The 17,693-nt window shown below is 39.6% G+C and carries 14 protein-coding genes, 4 tRNA genes and 1 riboswitch; of the genes, 9 read left to right on the top strand and 9 right to left on the bottom strand.

Going from position 1 to position 17,693, the window contains the following annotated elements:
* Positions 1-10 precede the first annotated feature (10 nt).
* From metF to murQ, 5 genes are all read right to left on the bottom strand, one after another.
* A complete protein-coding gene (gene metF / locus ACTJKN_RS12245) occupies positions 11-964 on the bottom strand; it encodes a methylenetetrahydrofolate reductase [NAD(P)H] (RefSeq protein WP_108197393.1) in 954 nt (317 codons plus the stop codon).
* Between the two features lie 145 nt (positions 965-1,109).
* Entirely contained in the window at positions 1,110-4,811 is a 3,702-nt protein-coding gene (metH, locus tag ACTJKN_RS12240) for a methionine synthase (RefSeq protein ID WP_440825308.1), read from the bottom strand.
* A 218-nt stretch (positions 4,812-5,029) separates the two neighbouring features.
* Positions 5,030-5,134: riboswitch (SAM riboswitch) on the bottom strand.
* Between the two features lie 113 nt (positions 5,135-5,247).
* Complete coding sequence (locus tag ACTJKN_RS12235) at positions 5,248-6,003, bottom strand: Bax inhibitor-1/YccA family protein (protein ID WP_440825306.1); 756 nt, start codon at positions 6,001-6,003, stop codon at positions 5,248-5,250.
* A gap of 38 nt (positions 6,004-6,041) precedes the next feature.
* Positions 6,042-6,608 (bottom strand): hypothetical protein, encoded by a 567-nt coding sequence (locus ACTJKN_RS12230; protein ID WP_230142287.1) that lies wholly within the window; start codon positions 6,606-6,608, stop codon positions 6,042-6,044.
* Between the two features lie 169 nt (positions 6,609-6,777).
* A complete protein-coding gene (gene murQ / locus ACTJKN_RS12225; RefSeq protein ID WP_131028100.1) occupies positions 6,778-7,581 on the bottom strand; it encodes an N-acetylmuramic acid 6-phosphate etherase in 804 nt (267 codons plus the stop codon).
* Positions 7,582-7,771: 190 nt separating this feature from the next.
* On the opposite strand from murQ, the gene ACTJKN_RS12220 reads away from it, so the two are divergent.
* From ACTJKN_RS12220 to ACTJKN_RS12205, 4 genes are all read left to right on the top strand, one after another.
* On the top strand, positions 7,772-9,379 hold the full coding sequence (locus ACTJKN_RS12220) for a S41 family peptidase (RefSeq protein WP_440825304.1): 1,608 nt from the start codon (positions 7,772-7,774) through the stop codon (positions 9,377-9,379).
* Positions 9,380-9,530: 151 nt separating this feature from the next.
* Entirely contained in the window at positions 9,531-10,664 is a 1,134-nt protein-coding gene (locus tag ACTJKN_RS12215; protein WP_440825303.1) for a histidine decarboxylase, read from the top strand.
* Between the two features lie 204 nt (positions 10,665-10,868).
* The gene (locus tag ACTJKN_RS12210; RefSeq protein ID WP_440825301.1) at positions 10,869-11,465 is read left to right on the top strand and encodes a short chain dehydrogenase; all 597 of its coding nucleotides are present in this window, start codon (positions 10,869-10,871) and stop codon (positions 11,463-11,465) included.
* A 92-nt stretch (positions 11,466-11,557) separates the two neighbouring features.
* Positions 11,558-12,064, top strand: a complete 507-nt coding sequence (locus ACTJKN_RS12205; protein ID WP_440825299.1) for a GNAT family N-acetyltransferase — start codon at positions 11,558-11,560, stop codon at positions 12,062-12,064.
* 223 nt (positions 12,065-12,287) lie between these two features.
* Here ACTJKN_RS12205 and ACTJKN_RS12200 read toward each other — a convergent pair whose 3' ends face one another.
* The 4 genes from ACTJKN_RS12200 to era form a co-directional block, all read right to left on the bottom strand.
* Entirely contained in the window at positions 12,288-12,797 is a 510-nt protein-coding gene (locus ACTJKN_RS12200) for a GNAT family N-acetyltransferase (protein WP_440825297.1), read from the bottom strand.
* 338 nt (positions 12,798-13,135) lie between these two features.
* On the bottom strand, positions 13,136-14,437 hold the full coding sequence (gene der, locus ACTJKN_RS12195) for a ribosome biogenesis GTPase Der (protein ID WP_440825294.1): 1,302 nt from the start codon (positions 14,435-14,437) through the stop codon (positions 13,136-13,138).
* 154 nt (positions 14,438-14,591) lie between these two features.
* Positions 14,592-15,098: a redoxin domain-containing protein gene (locus tag ACTJKN_RS12190; RefSeq protein WP_440825292.1), complete on the bottom strand. Its 507-nt coding sequence runs from the start codon at positions 15,096-15,098 to the stop codon at positions 14,592-14,594.
* A 16-nt stretch (positions 15,099-15,114) separates the two neighbouring features.
* A complete protein-coding gene (era, locus tag ACTJKN_RS12185) occupies positions 15,115-16,011 on the bottom strand; it encodes a GTPase Era (RefSeq protein WP_440825290.1) in 897 nt (298 codons plus the stop codon).
* A gap of 113 nt (positions 16,012-16,124) precedes the next feature.
* On the opposite strand from era, the gene ACTJKN_RS12180 reads away from it, so the two are divergent.
* The 5 genes from ACTJKN_RS12180 to ACTJKN_RS12160 all read left to right on the top strand — a co-directional run bounded on the left by ACTJKN_RS12180 (position 16,125) and on the right by ACTJKN_RS12160 (position 17,676).
* Positions 16,125-16,200: transfer RNA gene (locus tag ACTJKN_RS12180), tRNA-Met, on the top strand.
* Between the two features lie 70 nt (positions 16,201-16,270).
* Positions 16,271-16,342 (top strand) — tRNA-Glu (locus ACTJKN_RS12175).
* 90 nt (positions 16,343-16,432) lie between these two features.
* Positions 16,433-16,508, top strand: a tRNA-Met gene (locus ACTJKN_RS12170).
* A 70-nt stretch (positions 16,509-16,578) separates the two neighbouring features.
* Positions 16,579-16,650: transfer RNA gene (locus ACTJKN_RS12165), tRNA-Glu, on the top strand.
* 135 nt (positions 16,651-16,785) lie between these two features.
* A complete protein-coding gene (locus tag ACTJKN_RS12160) occupies positions 16,786-17,676 on the top strand; it encodes a helix-turn-helix domain-containing protein (protein ID WP_440825288.1) in 891 nt (296 codons plus the stop codon).
* Positions 17,677-17,693: the final 17 nt, after the last annotated feature.

Here is a 17,693-nt window from a genome sequence, read left to right as displayed (position 1 = left end):
TGATTTTTGACTAAAATATAGCTTTTGCAATCTTTTTGGTCTGCTCTGGGCGGCCCATGGTGTAAAAGTGTAACACCGGGGCACCAAAATCAATCAGTTCTTTACATTGTTTAATCATGGCTTCGGTGCCAATTTCTTTTGCCTCGTTGTTATTTTTAGCGTGCGATAGCGCGTCCGTTAATTCATCAGGTAAATCGATGTGAAAAATCTTAGGCAGTACATTTAACTGCGATAAGGTACTTATAGGCTTCAAACCTGGTATAATTGGAATATTAATATCGTTTTCCCTGCATTTCTTTACAAAGTCGAAATACTTCTGGTTATCGAAAAACATCTGCGTAACAATAAACTCCGCTCCAGCTTCAACCTTCTTTTTCAGGTATTTGAAATCGGTACTCATGTTAGGCGCTTCGAAATGTTTTTCAGGATAACCAGCCACACCGATACAGAAATCACTTTTAAAGGTTTCTACATCTTCATGCAAAAATTTACCTTCATTATGGTTCTTGATGTGCTCGATCAAATCTGTAGCATAACAGTGTCCGCCAGGGGTTGGCACGAAATTCCCATCTGCCTTACGGGCATCGCCACGCAAAGCCAAAACATTATCAATACCCAAAAACTGTAAATCGATCAACGCATTTTCGGTTTCTTCTTTGGTAAATCCACCGCAAATGAGATGCGGAACGGCATCAACCTTATATTTATGGATAATGGCTGCACAAATGGCAATGGTGCCCGGACGCTTACGATAAGATACCTTTTGTAGCAAACCATTGGCTTGTTCTTTATAAATGTAATCCTCGCGGAGCGAAGTTACATCAATAAAAGGAGGATTAAACTCTAATAGCGGCTCTATCGCATCATAGATCCATTGTATACTTTGCCCTTTAATAGGCGGCAATAATTCAAAAGAGAACAAGGTTTTACCCTTTGCGTTTTTTATATGGTCTGTAATCTTCATAACCTATTTTTGGGTGTCATGCTGAGTGCTAACGAAGCATCTCTAACATTGTAGCAGTTCTTATTTCTGATGACTGCAAACATCAAAATTATATGTTCTTCGTTTTGAGATCCTTCGCTTCACTCAGGATGACAAATCGACAATATTAATAAGCTAAATTTGGACTCAACCACCGCTCCACTTCTTCAATTGGCATATTCTTTCTGATGGCATAATCTTCAATCTGATCTTTGGTAATTTTTCCCAATCCAAAATACCTCGAATCGGGGTGCGCGAAATAAAATCCACTTACCGCTGCTGTTGGATACATGGCATAACTTTCGGTTAAGTGTAACCCTATTTTATTCTCCGCATCAAGCAATTGGAATAAAGTTCCTTTTTCGGTGTGTTCCGGACAAGCAGGATAACCAGGTGCGGGACGGATACCTGCGTATTCTTCCTTAATCAATTCCTGATTGCTCAGATTTTCATCCTGAGCATAACCCCAATATTCTTTACGTACACGTTCATGCAGGCGCTCTGCGAAAGCTTCAGCCAAACGATCGGCCAATGCTTTAGCCATGATACTATTGTAATCATCGTAATTGGACTCGAACTCATTTACCAATTCATCAATCCCAATACCTGCAGTTACGGCAAAACCACCAAAATAATCCTGAATGCCACTTTCTTTCGGTGCAATGAAATCAGATAAAGCATAATAAGGCTGCCCATCTACTTTTTCGGCCTGCTGGCGGAGGGTGTGGATAGTTACCAGTTTGGAGTTCTCAGTTTTCAGTTCGGAGTCATTTGACAACTGATCACTGGCAACTGTCAACTGAATATCGTCTCCTACAGCATTTGCTGGCCAGAAACCGATTACAGCTCTTGCTGTTAACAGTTTTTCGTCGAGGATGCGTTTTAATAAAGTCTGTGCATCATCAAAAAGTTTTTTCGCTTCGTCGCCTACATTTTTATCATCGAAAATTTTAGGATAACTGCCACGAAGTTCCCAGGTATGAAAAAACGGCGTCCAATCGATATAGGGTACCAATTCTTCTAAGGGATAATTATCGAAAACCCTTGTGCCTGTAAATTCTGGAACGGGTAGGTTGGGCTGAAAATCAATCTTAAATTTATTTGCACGTGCCTCTTCTAAGGTTTTAAAACGTTTATCCGATCGCTTATTTAAATGTGCTTCGCGTGCTTTGTCATATTCTGCCCTGATACCTGCCACATAATCATCTTTTGTTTCAGGGTTCATCAAGGTGCTACAAACGGTAACACTTCTGGAAGCATCCAATACGTGGATAGCGGGTCCTGAATAATTTGGCGCTACTTTTACAGCAGCATGGATTCTTGAAGTAGTTGCCCCACCTATAATTAAGGGAATGGTAAAACCTTCACGTTCCATTTCTTTGGCAAAGTGAACCATTTCATCAAGTGACGGTGTAATCAATCCACTTAAACCAATAATATCGGCTTTTATTTCTTTGGCTTTTTTGATGATTTCCTGTGCAGGAACCATCACGCCCATATCTACAATTTCGAAGTTATTACAAGCCAATACTACACCCACAATATTCTTTCCAATATCGTGCACATCGCCTTTTACGGTGGCCATTAAAACTCTTCCTGCAGATGAACTTTGATCCTGATCGGGATTATCCAGCTTTTCCTGTTCGATAAATGGCAATAAATAGGCTACAGCTTTTTTCATTACCCTTGCCGATTTTACCACTTGGGGCAAGAACATTTTTCCGGCACCGAATAAATCACCCACAATGTTCATCCCGTCCATCAATGGTCCTTCGATTACCTGAATCGGGCGTGCATATTTTTGTCTGGCTTCTTCCACATCATCATCCAGGTATTCTACAATTCCCTTTACTAAAGAATGAGATAACCGCTCTTCAACAGAACCTTTTCTCCACTCTTCATCTTTAACCACCTCTTTACCTTTCGATTTAACGGTATCCGCATATTCTACCAAACGCTCTGTAGCATCGTCTCTTCGGTTTAAGAGTACATCCTCTACCCTTTCTAACAATTCGGGTGGAATTTCCTGGTAAACCTCTAACATCCCTGCGTTTACAATTCCCATATCTAAACCAGCCTGAATGGCGTGATAAAGGAATGCGGAGTGCATTGCTTCGCGAACGGTATTATTCCCCCTGAAAGAGAAAGAAATATTAGAAACCCCTCCGCTCACTTTAGCATGAGGTAGGTTTTCTTTGATCCAACGGGTAGCGTTTATAAAATCAACAGCATAATTGTTATGTTCTTCTAATCCGGTTGCAACGGTTAAAATGTTCGGATCGAAAATAATATCCTCTGGCGGGAAACCAATTTCGTGCACCAGAATATCATAACTTCTTTTACAGATTTCTTTCCTGCGCTCGTAATTATCGGCCTGTCCCTGCTCATCAAAAGCCATTACTACTACCGCAGCACCGTATTGCATAATTTTGCGTGCACTTTCGCGGAATTTCTCCTCCCCTTCTTTTAGTGAAATAGAGTTTACAATTCCTTTTCCCTGCAAACATTTTAAGCCATTTTCGATAACCGACCATTTGGATGAATCGACCATGATTGGCAATTTGGCAATATCAGGTTCAGAGGCAATGAGATTTAAAAATTTGGTCATTGCTGCTTCCGAATCCAACATTCCCTCATCCATGTTCACATCAATTATCTGCGCACCGCCTTCAACCTGTTGCAGGGCAACGGCCAGTGCAGCTTCGTAATCGCCACCCAAAATCAGTTTAGAGAATTTGGGAGATCCGGTAATATTTGTTCTTTCACCGATATTTACAAAAATACTTTCTGGGGTGATGGTTACAGGCTCCAACCCGCTTAAACGCATATAAGGTTCGATTACAGGGATTTTGCGCGGCTCGGCTTTTCGCGCATTTTTGGCAATACAGCCAATATGCTCTGGTGTGGTACCACAACAGCCACCCACAATATTCACAAAACCAGATGCAATAAAGTCATCAACCAAATGTGCTGTTTCGTGTGGTTGCTCATCGTAAGCCCCAAACTCGTTTGGCAAACCTGCATTTGGATAGGCCGAAACATAACAGCCAGCTTTTGCAGCAAGCTCCTCAATATGCGGACGCATTTCTTTAGCACCCAAAGCACAGTTAAAACCGATACTTAACGGTTTTGCATGCATTACAGAGTTTAAGAAAGCTTCGGCAGTCTGGCCTGAAAGTGTTCTTCCGGAGGCATCGGTAATGGTACCAGAAATCATGATCTCCAGTTTACGGCCAATTACCTCTTCATATTTTTTAATGGCTACAATAGCCACTTTAGCATTTAAAGTATCGAAAATGGTTTCGATTAATAATACATCAGAACCACCATCTACCAAACCACGCACCTGTTCATAATAAGCTGCTTCAAGCTCATCAAAATAGACTGCCCTAAAACCAGGATCGTTTACATTCGGCGACATGGAAAGGGTACGGTTGGTTGGGCCAATAGCACCGGCCACAAAACATTTACGGTCTGGATTTGCAGCCATGAACTCATTTACGGCTTCCTTTGCCACCCGCGCACCTTCAAAACTCATTTCGTAAGAAAGGTCTTCCATCTGGTAATCGGCCATGGAAATGCGCTGTGTACTGAATGTATTGGTTTCGATAATATCGGCACCAGCGGCCAGGTACTCCAGGTGAATGGTTTTAATAATATCCGGACGTGTGATGTTGAGCAAATCATTATTGCCTTTTACATCACAGGGATGGTTTTTAAATCGCTCCCCTCTAAAATCTTCTTCGGTTAAGGTATATCGTTGAATCATGGTACCCATTGCACCATCAATCACCAAAATACGTTTTTCTAATTCTTCTCTTATGCTCATTCTTGTTGTAAGATTTGAGATATGAGATACGAGATGTCAGATGTCAGATACGAGATATGAGATATGAGACTTCAGATATATGAAATTGGGTAGACGCTATGTCTCAAATCTCAAATCTACGGTCTCAAATCTATGGTCTCAGATCTATAGTCTCAAATCTATAATCTCAAGTCTCTAAAAGGCTTATTTAAAAAGTTGGTACGTGAATCGTAATCCTAAACTTATCTGTTTCTGCTATTTGCAGAATAGAATTTAGCACCTTGTATGGTTACAGGTTGCTAAGACTTCGTTGGGTCTAATCCCTCCGTCTTTCTTAATAAGCATACAAAAATGCAACAAAGCAACATCAATTCCAAAATTTATCGCTTTGCTACCAAATAAAATTACAAAGGCCATGCAATTCTGCACGGCCTTAAGAATATTGTTCTGTTAATGACTATTTTCTGCTTCCGAAAATACGAAGTAAGAAAAGAAAGATATTTAAGAAATCTAAGTATAGGGACAATGCAGCTACAATAGCCATTTTTTTAGATTCAATCTGAAGAACCTGCTCGCCGCTTGCTTCGATCCCTTCGCCAATTCTTTTGATTTTTTGCACATCATAAGCCGTTAATGCCGTAAATATTGCAATACCAATGAATGCCATAAACAAACTGAACTGCTCGCTTTGAACAAACATATTTATTACACTGGCAATCACTAAACCAATTACTCCAACCATTAAAATCGGCCCAAATTTACTTAGATCAATATTAGTTGTATAGCCCATAAATGCCATAATTCCGAATATTCCGGCAGCTCCAGCAAAACAGCTCACTACTGAACCTGAAGTATAAGTTAACAAGATAAAACTTAAACTAACTCCAGTTAATACTGAATAAAGTACAAAAACGCCAATTAACGCTGGTAATGATAATCTACTTAAACCAAATCCCATTAATAAAACCAGGCCGAGCGGTGCAAACATTGCTACATAACCAAAAATTGACATGCTCACTTTACCAGTTGTTGGATTAATATTTAAAAGGTATTGCATTAACTGCTCATTGGTACCAAACAAATAGGCGGCTACTGTTGACAAACTCAATGCCACGAACATCCATAAGAAAACGTTTGCAAAGAATTTTTTAGAAACAGATTTTTCCTGTACAAAAACACTGTTGTCCTGATATTGATAATTTTGTTGTTCCATTTTAAATTTTGTGTATTTAACTATATAAAAATAAATATTTAGTTTAATCTTTTTGTCAGCAATTCTTCAACTTTTTTAAAGAATTGTAGCGGTTTTAATGTGCGCCATGGCAGATTATCAAATGCACCACCAAAGTTAATGTAATAATCGATGTTATTATCGCGAAACTCGGTGATTACGTGTTCCTGAAAATTCACCCCAACAATCCAGCCATCTTCTACTTCCTGAAACCACTCTTCGTAATAACTGTCATCAGAGGCATGAAAATTAAGTATATTTTCACCGATCAGGATAAATTTATTAATGCCTTCATCCATCATCATCTCTAAAATATCGCGTTTCAGCAGCATAATGTCGTTGTTAATGGCATCGTTCCACTCGCCTATAAATTCTATAACGGCATAACTGCGATCATAATCGGCGTATAACACCTTCATGTACAAGGTATTCGAACCAAACTCGTCCCATTGCGGGTGCAGTAAAAAATTATAAATCTGCTTATCGAAGTAAAGTTCTGAATATTCGGTATTGTAAAACGGCGAACGCTCATCTTCTGCCGAAATATAATCATCTCTCCACTGGTAATAAGGCTCAATTTCGTGCATACTTCTTTCTAATTATTGAAGGATTGAATTTTGAATGAGTGACTAGATAAGTGATTGAGTTTTGAAAGAGTGAATGTTAAGATCGTTTCTACATTATATCATCCTATCCTTCAATCATTCTTTCATTCCATCATTCACTAATTCTTTCATTCAATCCTTCTCTCATTTCTTAGTGTCCTGCTTCAACTGCTTTACGTACACTTCCATAACGGGTTAACAACTCAGCTGCTTCATCGTAACCTATATTTAGCTCATCGGCAACCATTTGTGTTCCGCGGTCTACCAGTTTATGATTGGTTAACTGCATATCGACCATTTTATTGCCAACTACACGCCCCAACTGAACCATAACGGTAGTGCTTAACATATTTAACACCATTTTTTGCGCCGTACCAGATTTCATGCGGGTAGAGCCCGTTACAAACTCAGGGCCAACCACCACTTCAACCGGAAAATCCGATTCTGCAGCAATAGGTCCACCTGTATTACAAACGATGCAACCTGTTAAAATACCATGCTTACGTGCCGTGTTTAATCCGCCGATTACATAAGGCGTAGTACCTGACGCTGCCAGGCCAACCAAACAATCTTTCTCGTTAATTTCAAATTCCTGAAGATCTTTCCAGGCTTGTTCGGCATCATCTTCAGCAAATTCTACCGCTCTTCTAATCGCCGTATCTCCACCTGCAATAATTCCAACAACCCAATCAAAAGGAACACCGTATGTAGGTGGGCATTCTGATGCGTCTACTACACCTAAACGGCCACTTGTACCTGCACCGATATAAAAAAGACGACCACCTTTTTTCATTCGCTCGGCCACTGCCGATGTTAATTTTTCGATCTGAGGCAAAGATTTTTCAACTGCAAATGCTACAGTTTTATCTTCGTTATTAATGCCCTGCAAAACTTCTAACACCGACATCTGATCGATGTGGTTATAGTTAGATTCTTGCTCGGTAACTCTATTCATAAATTTAATTTTGATAAAATTCGGTAAATTCTTTCTAAAAACTACCCTAAAAACCCAAAAATATCTGTCATAAATTTCAACCTATCGTTCCATCGGGTTGATTAATGTTAAATATTATAAACAAAAGACATGAAAATGCAGTTAAAAAATATATCAACTCGCTAATTTTCATAAATTTGCAATAACGCTAATGAAAAAAAACACCCGACATAACATACTGATCGCTGCAAGCTATTCTGTAATTTTAATAGTGGGTATGTTTTTGGGCATAAAATTTATTAAAGATCAAGGCTTTGGCGTTAAAAAGAGCCCTCAACTCGCCAGCAACAGCGATGAGAAATTAAATGAGATCTTACACATCATCAACGGTAATTATGTTGATGACATCAATACCGATTCGCTTCAAAACTTACCTATAGATAGCGTTTTACACCAACTCGATCCACATAGTGTTTACCTGCCGCCAACCGATGCGCAGGATATGACCGATAACCTGGAAGGGAACTTTGAGGGTGTGGGCATAGAATATTATATGCTCAACGACACCATGATGGTTACCGGTGTGGTTAAAGATGGTCCTGCTTACCAGGCTGGGATAAAACTGGGCGATAAAATTCTGAGTATCGATACAGCAGTTGTAAGTGGGAGAAATTTACCAAAAGACCAACTTACCGGCCGTTTTAAAGGCAGATCAGGAACAGGTGTGAGCGTAGTGCTTTTACACCCAGGGGCTCCTCAAAGTAACCGAATTATGGTTACACGAGGCAAAGTAAACATCAGTAGTATTGATGCTGCTTATATGATCAATAACGAAACAGGTTATGTACGGATCAGTAAGTTTGGCGCCAATACCGATAACGATTTCTCTGTTGCAGCCAATAACCTGAAAGCAAGAGGCATGAAAAAACTGATTCTCGACTTGCGCGATAATGGGGGCGGCTATTTTACCGCAGCTACAGGTTTGGCCGATCAGTTTTTAGCCGAGAACAAACTTATTGTATATACACAGGGTAAACATGAGCCACGTACCGATTATTTTTCTACGGGTACTGGTGCTTTTCAAAATGGCAAACTGGCTGTCCTGATCAATGAAAATACCGCTTCGGCCAGCGAAATTGTAGCTGGAGCCATCCAGGATCTGGGGCGCGGAATTATTGTGGGCCGCCGTTCTTTTGGCAAAGGCCTGGTACAAGAGCAATTTGCTTTTGGCGACGGCTCTGCATTGAACTTAACCATCGCTAGATATTACACACCATCTGGTCGCAGTATTCAAAAATCGTATAAAAAAGGTTACGACGCCTACAAGCATGAATTAGACGAACGCATGACGGACGGTGAGCTTACCGGAGACCGAACCTCTTTTCAGGATTCTATTGAGAAAACAGAGGGCGTAACCGTTCAGCCCGCCAGAAAGATCAAACCTCTTGGTGGTATTCAGCCTGATGTATTTGTAAAATTAGACACCAGTGGCTACAATAAGTTTTACAGCAATTTAGTGAGCAAAAAAGTGCTTTCTGATTATGTATTTAATGTACTTACCAATAAGTATAGCGCAAGTTTTGTAGAGCAGAATATCAATATCTTTACTATAAACGACAACGACTTTAAAGACTTTATAGGATATCTTCAACGTAAAAATGTAGCCATAGATCGTTTTCAATTGTATAATTCGAAAAATGTGATCCTGAATGATTTAAAAGCCTTGCTTTGCCGTTATTATCTGGGCGATGTAGGCTATTACAAGGCTGCAAACCAAAGCGACAACGCCGTAAGACAAGCGCTACTTAACCTCCAATAGCCATATTTTATATTTCATGGCGGATCAATTCAGAGGTCGAAAAGAATTTTAATTTCGCAAATAAAACATAAATCAGAATTATATTCTTAATTAAAAACAAATAATAATACTATATTTTGTTTTATTACTTTTGCCAGCAAATCATATTTTTATGGAAGCGAGCAAATTAAAGGAAAAGGATCAACAGGTATTAAATGATCTGTTAATGCATGTTAAGAAACAGACCGATTTATTTTTAGGCTATCCCGTTTCAAAGGACTTCGATTATCAGGCACTTTCAGATTTTTTAAAATATCCGATGAACAACCTGGGTGATCCTTTTGTTACTTCAACCTATGCAGTAGGCTCACGTGAACTCGAAAAAGAAGTAGTCCAGTTTTTTGCCGAGCTTTTCCGTGCACCTGCAGATAACTGGTGGGGTTATGTAACCAATGGTGGCTCTGAAGGAAATCTTTATGGCTTGTACCTTGCCCGCGAATTACACCCAAAAGGAATGGTTTATTACTCTGAAGCTACACATTATAGTGTGCAAAAGAACCTGCATTTACTCAACATGTCAAATATCGTTATCCGTACCCAGGAAAATGGAGAAATTGATTACGAAGACCTTGAACACACCATTAGGATGAACCGTCACATGCCTGTTATCATTATGGCCAATATTGGCACCACCATGACCGAAGCACGTGATGATGTGGCCAAAATTAAAAGCATCTTAAAAAAACTGGCTATCCAACATTATTATATCCATGCGGATGCTGCACTTTCTGGCACCTATAGTGCGTTGATTGAACCCAGACCAGCATTCGATTTTGAAGATGGTGCAGACAGCATCGCCATTAGCGGTCATAAGTTTTTTGGCTCGCCGATGCCTTGCGGTGTAGTAGTTGCAAAAAAATCGAACCGCGATCGGATTGCCCGTTCGGTGGCCTACATCGGAAGTATTGATACCACCATTACCGGATCTAGAAATGGCCATAGTCCCTTATTTCTATGGCACACCATTAAACGTTTGGGTATAACAGGTTTAAAAAGCAGGGCCATGCACAGTTTAGCGACTGCAGCTTATACCGAACAGAAGCTTAAAGCGCTGGGTATTGCTGCATGGCGAAACACGAATGCCATAACCGTAAACTTCCCTACCCCATCTGCAACAATCTGTAAAAAATGGCAGTTGGCAGCTGAACAGGGGAATTCGCATATCATCTGCATGCCCAACGTAACGCAAGCGCATATCGATCTGCTGATTACCGACCTAAAAGCAGAAATTGTGTTGCAGGATTAACGCGATACAAACATTTTAATGCCCCCGATGTTTAATAACGACGCTAAACTAGTATTACACATTTAAACACAACTAGTGATAAGTAATTGTACTATGGCTATCAATTTCCCGCTGATCACAGATTAACGCAGCGTAAAATTCCAAATCAGCGCTTTTCTGCGAAATTTACGGGGAAATTATGTGTACCTTTTAACATAATACTGTATGAAAATAATAATTGTAGGCGCGACAGGCACATTGGGCAAAAAAGTAGCTGAAGCTTTTGCGCAAAAACATGAGATCATCCGTGTAGGAAATACCAAAGGTGATGTTCAGGTAGATATTACCAATGAAGCATCGATTAAAGCCATGTTTGAGCAGATTGGTGCTTTCGATGCCCTGATCAGTACCAGCGGAAAAGGTCCTTTTGCACCTATAAACCAGATGACGGGTGAGGTATTTAAGAGCGGTTTGTTGGATAAACTATTGGGCCAGGTTAATCTGGTGCTTATCGGTCAGCATTACATTAATAAAGGTGGCTCATTTACGCTAACCTCGGGCATATTGGCTGATCATCCGGTTGCAGCAGGTGCCGCACTAAGCGCAGTAAACGGAGGATTAAACTCTTTTGTTCTCGCTGCTGCTCCAGAACTCGAAAATGGGATTCGTATAAACGCTGTCAGCCCCAACGTTGTCGAAGATTCGCCTGCTTATTTCGATTCTTTTCCTGGCGAAATTCCGGTTAGTATGGAGAAAGTAGTTAAAGCTTACGAGAAAAGTGTACTGGGCATTGTAACCGGGCAGGTAATAAAGGTTTATTAATTACGCTAGACATTTTTTAACAAAAGCTTGTTCTAAAATTTTGGTTATTCAAAACCCAAAGCTTTATATTAGTCTCTGTAACAAATTCAAGCATGTTAGAAACAGAACGCCTCATTTTAAGACCATTAACACACGATCAACTTTTAAAATACATTAAAGATGATCATTCACTTGAAGAAGAATTTGGCCTTTTGCCAACCAAAAAAAACATTTCTCCTTCGCTTCACGAGGCTTTGGAAGAAGCAATTTTACCTAACGTTTTCGATAAGGATAAAGATTACCTGTACCATACCTTATGGACAATCATATCTAAACCCGATCATAGAATGATAGGCGATATCTGTTTTGTTGGTGAGCCTGATCCAAATGGCGAAATTGAAATTGGTTATGGTACTTACGAAGAATTTAGAGGTAAGGGTTTTATGACGGAAGCCGTAGGCCGATTGATAGAATGGGCTAAAGAGCAGCCAAAAGTGAAATCTGTTTTTGCTGCTACCACAAAAGACAATGTGGCCTCATATTCCATTTTAGAAAAAAACAACTTTATCCATATTGGAGAAGTTGATGACATGTTAAGCTGGAAAATTGAATTGAAGTAAGTTTTACCAACACGAATTATAAATATGTCTGAATAGAATCTATGTAGTTACCGTCATCCTGACCTGTAGCGAAGCGGAAAGCTACGAAGTAAATTTATTTCAGGATCTATCCAACAAGGTTATTTTTTTACATGAAAGATGCTGACCACGAAGTAGCTATTAGGCCTTTAAAATCATAAATACTACTAATAAAACAAGTTCAGCATGACGACCGTTTTATAATTTACAGCGCAATCTCAAACAAACTTAAACTGATGCCTTCATAGTGTTTCGGCAGTCCATCAGTTTTTTCCATGCTTACTACCCCAACATAATCAAAGCCACATCCTGTATAATATTCGAGTAGTTTTTCATTATCTGCCCAGGTGTCCATTCTAATAAATTTAATGTTATTCTTTGCAGCGTAATCTTTAGCCCATTTGATAATTTCCTTCACAAAAGAATAACCCCTAAATTCGGGATGAGTTACAATCCTGTGGATATAAATCGCATCATGATCCCGTTCTCTCCAAATTAGCTGATCGTTAAACGTAACCGCAAATACACAGGCTACCACGCCATCTACAAGAATTTTATATTGGCTGTTTTCATCAATTTCGGTCTGCACCATTTCTCTGCTAAAGCCTTGCCAATGTTTATTAAATACTTTTTTTTGGTGGGCAATAGCCATATCATAAAACTCGAAAATGACATCGATGTCGGCTGCCAGGCTATTTTGTACTTTTAATTGCATGAAGCAAAGGTAAGGGTATTTTTTTATCACAGATAAGGAGGATGAGCACAGATTTAGGAAAATAGACCACCTATTGTAATCTCGACGAACAAAAAAGTATCTGCCGTCATTCTGAACGCAGTGAAGAATCCCGAACCTATGAAACACTGCCTTCCAACGTTAGTAAATTCATTAGAGTATACTGTAAACACAATACAGATTCTTCACTGCGTTCAGAATGACATGAATAGCAAAAACAAAACAGGGCTGCTTTCGCTATGAATGCAGCCCTGTTTTTTAATTATATTGGTAGGTATCCCGACCCTACGCCTTCCACCTTTAAACCTTCAACCTCAAACCTATTTCTGTCTGAAATAAATCTGGATCGGTGCACCAGAAAAGTCGAAGTTTTCTCTCAATTTATTCTCGATGAAACGTTTATACGGATCTTTAATGTACTGTGGCAAGTTGCAGAAAAAGGCAAACATTGGCGAAGTAGCATTAATTTGCGTGATGTATTTAATTTTAATGTGTTTTCCTTTTAATGCCGGTGGTGGGAATTTCTCGATCAGTGGCAACATCACATCATTCAATTTAGATGTAGGGATTTTCTTACTACGGTTTTTGTAAACTTCCAAAGCCGCTTCAATTGCTTTAAAAATACGTTGCTTGTTTAATACGGATGTGAAAATGATCGGCACATCGGTAAACGGACGGATACGTTCATGAATCTGCTCTTCGAAAGCTTTCATCGTTTGCGTATTTTTTTCGATCAAATCCCATTTGTTAACCAAAATTACGATACCTTTTTTGTTCTTCTCGGCCAGGTGGAAGATATTGATATCCTGACTTTCGATTCCTTCTACTGCATCGATCATTAATACCACAACATCAGCTTCTTCTAAAGCTTTAATGGTACGCATTACCGAATAGAACTCTAAGTTTTCTTTAACTTTTGTTTTTTTACGTAATCCGGCAGTATCGATCAGCATAAACTCATGACCGAACTGGTTATAATGAATTTTGATCGAATCGCGGGTTGTACCTGCATTTGCAGTAACAATATTACGTTCTTTGCCAATTAATGCATTAACCAGAGAAGATTTACCTACATTCGGACGACCAGCAATGGTAATCTTAGGCAATTGATTTTCTTCTTCCGGAATATCTTCGAAATTTTTAACAATCTCATCCAATAACTCTCCTGTTCCAGAACCCGTCATTGATGATAATGCATATACTTCGCCTAATCCGAAACCATAAAAAGTATGGATTTCGTTGTACAAAGCAGTATTGTCTACTTTATTTGCACAAACATAAACGGGTTTATTGCTTCTGCGCAGTACCTGGGCAATATCATCATCTAAATCGGTGATGCCTGTAGTTACATCCACCATAAAGATTAGCACACTGGCTTCTTCGATGGCGATCATTACCTGCTCGCGGATGGCGGCTTCATAAACATCTTCTGAGTTGGCTACATAACCACCAGTATCGATTACTGTAAATTGTCTGTCTGTCCATTCACCCACTCCATAGTGCCTATCGCGGGTTACACCGCTTATATCATCTACAATCGCCTTACGGCTTTCTGTTAATCTATTAAAAAGGGTGCTCTTGCCTACGTTTGGCCTGCCTACGATGGCTATAATATTACTCATGGTGTTCTTTTGATAGTTAATGGCTTATAGTTAATGGTCGTGGTGTTTAGGCAAGCTGCTCAAACTATTTGGCTATCAGCCATTGACTATCAACTACTAACCGATTTATTTCGGGCTGCAAAGGTAAGGTTAATTTTCGTAACCTCCATTAATATTAATTTTTATACTTTTCTAAAAGTCCTTTTATTACCTCTTCTGTTAATTGATTTCCTTGCAACAAGGGAAAGCCCTCCCACCTCACAATTCCTTTCGGATCGATAAGAATAGCATGTGGAATACCTTTAACCAGAAGAGAGTCTTTTACCGTTCCCTTAGTATCTATGGCTTCAAAATAGTTGATTTTAGGATTATTAAAAGCTTCTACTTTTTCAGCTGCTTCATCAGAAACACCAATAATTACAATTTTATCGGCATATTTCTTCTGAATATCGTTTAATGTAGGGATATATGCCCTGCATGGTCCGCACCAGGTTGCCCAAAAATCGATCAGTACAAACTTCCCTTTGGTATCGGGCTGTTTTGAAATCCATTTTTCAACAACCAGGTCTGGCGCTTTTTCGTTCAGGATAGATTTTGCCCACAATTTTTTACCATTGTTTGATTCCTGGGCAAAAACTGCTGTACCGACCAGCAGTAAGAGAAACGTTAAATTTTTCTTCATATCCTAAAAATCGAAATTAATTATCGTAACCGAAGCTTTTTAAGTAATTCTTTTTACTTCTCCAGTCGGGAATTACCTTCACAAACATCTCCAGGAAAATCTTGTTGTCTAAAAATTTCTCAATCTCTAAACGTGCTTCGGTACCTACCTTCTTCAACATGCTTCCACCTGTACCGATTAAAATGTTTTTTTGCGAATCGCGTTCGACCACAATTTCTGCAGTAATCCTGATCAATGCACCTTTACCGTTTTTCATTTCCTCTTCTTTAAAACTCTTCACAATTACCTCGGTACTGTAAGGAATTTCTTTCTGATAATTAAGGAAGATTTTTTCGCGGATAATCTCCGAAACAAAGAAACGTTCTGAGCGATCGGTCAAATCTTCTTTGTCGTAATATGGCGGATGTTCTGGCAACATTTCGAGCACGCGGTCCAATAATCCGTCGACATTGTGTTTATGCAAAGCCGAAATTGCATAAATAGCAACCGGATTTAGCTTCTCCTGCCAGTAGGCAATCTTCTCATCAACCTGTTCTTGTAATGCTTTATCGATTTTATTGATGAGGACAATTGTAGGGATATTACGGTTCAGAATTTTCTCCAGAACGTCTTCCTCATCATGCTCTTCGTTGATGTCGGTTACGAATAAAAGTACGTCGGCATCGGTCAAAGATCCGTTAACAAAGCTCATCATACTCTCTTGTAAACTGTATTTTGGCTTAATTATACCCGGAGTATCAGAGAAAACGATCTGATATTCTTCTTCATTTACGATCCCTAAAATGCGGTGTCTTGTGGTTTGTGCCTTAGGAGTTATAATGCTAAGTCGCTCGCCTACAAGCACATTCATGAGGGTAGATTTACCTACATTTGGTTTACCTATTATACTAACAAAACCTGCTTTATGCGCCATTAAAATATTTTTTAAAAAAAATTTGCAGCACAAAGAAACGAATTATATCTTTGCATTCCAATTCGGAAACAGAGTTAAGGATTTAATTCAAAGAAAAAACGAGTTGTATAGAGTGCGGGGTGGAGCAGTTGGTAGCTCGTCGGGCTCATAACCCGAAGGTCGCACGTTCGAGTCGTGTCCCCGCTACCAATTCAGTTGGTAGTTCACAATTGGCAGTTTTAATTGCAAATTGTAAACTGGAGAGTAAAAACTGAAAAATGGCCCGTTCGTCTAGGGGTGAGGACGCCAGATTTTCATTCTGGAAACAGGGGTTCGATTCCCCTACGGGCTACGAAACCGCTACAAAAGCTGAGCGGTTTTTTTTATCAGTTTCAACACTGCAAAATTGAAGGTTGGTATTTCCCTTAAAAATACATAAGAGTGCGGGGTGGAGCAGTTGGTAGCTCGTCGGGCTCATAACCCGAAGGTCGCACGTTCGAGTCGTGTCCCCGCTACCAATTCAGTTGGTAGTTCACAATTGGTAGTTTTAATTGCAAATTGTAAACTGGAGAGTAAAAACTGAAAAATGGCCCGTTCGTCTAGGGGTGAGGACGCCAGATTTTCATTCTGGAAACAGGGGTTCGATTCCCCTACGGGCTACGAAAAAGCATCAATCTGATAAAGGTTGATGCTTTTTTTATATATCCAATATGCAAGCTTATGCCTATAATTGCATATTGAACGCTATTCGAGCACAATCAGGGCAATTCCTTTTCTTTCAATTTGTTTTAAGCGATGCAGATACTTAATTCCCCTCAACAACTGCCTATCTACAGTATAGAACCTGATGAGGTAGCAGGAAATAAAAACTTTAGGGTTTACAATTTTGAAGGTACTTTGCCAAACCAGTCGGAGTTACTTATCCCCCATCGAAAAGATCATTTTCTCGTTGTTTTGATCAGACATGCAGATAGTCGACAGTGGATCGATATGACGCCTTATATCCTTAAAGATAACACCATTTACTTTTCTGGCCCAAGCAACATCATTGTAAAAGAAGGTTTTAAGCAGTTATGGAGCACCGGCATTGCTTTTACAAAAGAGTTTCTATCCCTTCAGGAAAATGCTTCATTAAGTAAACTACCCATTATCGAAAACCTGCACAATGGACATGAATTAGCCTTAACCCAGGCTGATCTTAACTTTGTTGAGGACATCCTTGCCAAAATCAATGTCGAATATCAAAAGCCCGGCGAGTGGCAACAGCGTATGCTTACCGCCTACCTTACCGTGCTGCTTACCTATTTAAGTCGGCTGTATACCGAGCAGTTTAGAGGAGCTGATCATTCCGCAGATAAACTTCTACTGAAAAGTTTTCAGGCAAAAATAAATGAGTGTTATCGAGAGTTGCGCGAAGTAGGCGATTATGCTTCGATATTGAATATTTCTGCCGGACATTTAAGCGAGGTGGTGAAAATACAAAGTGGCAAACCTGCCATTAAACATATACACGAACGATTGGTATTGGAGGCACAGCGGTTGTTGTTTCATACTCAAAATCCTTTAAAAGAAATTGCCTTTGATTTGGGTTTCTCGGATACTTCCTATTTTAACCGCTTTTTTAAACGCGAAACGGGTATAACTCCTGCCGACTACCGGATCAGCATCCGCGAAATGTACCATTAATACCGTTGGATGTGTTC

This window comes from Pedobacter sp. 22163, assembly GCF_052045595.1.
In the GTDB taxonomy this organism is placed as follows: Bacteria; Bacteroidota; Bacteroidia; order Sphingobacteriales; family Sphingobacteriaceae; genus Pedobacter.
Note: the sequence above shows the minus strand (reverse complement) of the source record. Positions and strands in the feature narration are given on the sequence as shown.

Coding starts and splice junctions, on each gene's coding strand:
- metF (WP_108197393.1), bottom strand. CDS start 964: ATGAAGATTACAGACCATATAAAAAACGCAAAGGGTAAAACCTTGTTC.
- metH (WP_440825308.1), bottom strand. CDS start 4,811: ATGAGCATAAGAGAAGAATTAGAAAAACGTATTTTGGTGATTGATGGT.
- ACTJKN_RS12235 (WP_440825306.1), bottom strand. CDS start 6,003: ATGGAACAACAAAATTATCAATATCAGGACAACAGTGTTTTTGTACAG.
- ACTJKN_RS12230 (WP_230142287.1), bottom strand. CDS start 6,608: ATGCACGAAATTGAGCCTTATTACCAGTGGAGAGATGATTATATTTCG.
- murQ (WP_131028100.1), bottom strand. CDS start 7,581: ATGAATAGAGTTACCGAGCAAGAATCTAACTATAACCACATCGATCAG.
- ACTJKN_RS12220 (WP_440825304.1), top strand. CDS start 7,772: ATGAAAAAAAACACCCGACATAACATACTGATCGCTGCAAGCTATTCT.
- ACTJKN_RS12215 (WP_440825303.1), top strand. CDS start 9,531: ATGGAAGCGAGCAAATTAAAGGAAAAGGATCAACAGGTATTAAATGAT.
- ACTJKN_RS12210 (WP_440825301.1), top strand. CDS start 10,869: ATGAAAATAATAATTGTAGGCGCGACAGGCACATTGGGCAAAAAAGTA.
- ACTJKN_RS12205 (WP_440825299.1), top strand. CDS start 11,558: ATGTTAGAAACAGAACGCCTCATTTTAAGACCATTAACACACGATCAA.
- ACTJKN_RS12200 (WP_440825297.1), bottom strand. CDS start 12,797: ATGCAATTAAAAGTACAAAATAGCCTGGCAGCCGACATCGATGTCATT.
- der (WP_440825294.1), bottom strand. CDS start 14,437: ATGAGTAATATTATAGCCATCGTAGGCAGGCCAAACGTAGGCAAGAGC.
- ACTJKN_RS12190 (WP_440825292.1), bottom strand. CDS start 15,098: ATGAAGAAAAATTTAACGTTTCTCTTACTGCTGGTCGGTACAGCAGTT.
- era (WP_440825290.1), bottom strand. CDS start 16,011: ATGGCGCATAAAGCAGGTTTTGTTAGTATAATAGGTAAACCAAATGTA.
- ACTJKN_RS12160 (WP_440825288.1), top strand. CDS start 16,786: ATGCAGATACTTAATTCCCCTCAACAACTGCCTATCTACAGTATAGAA.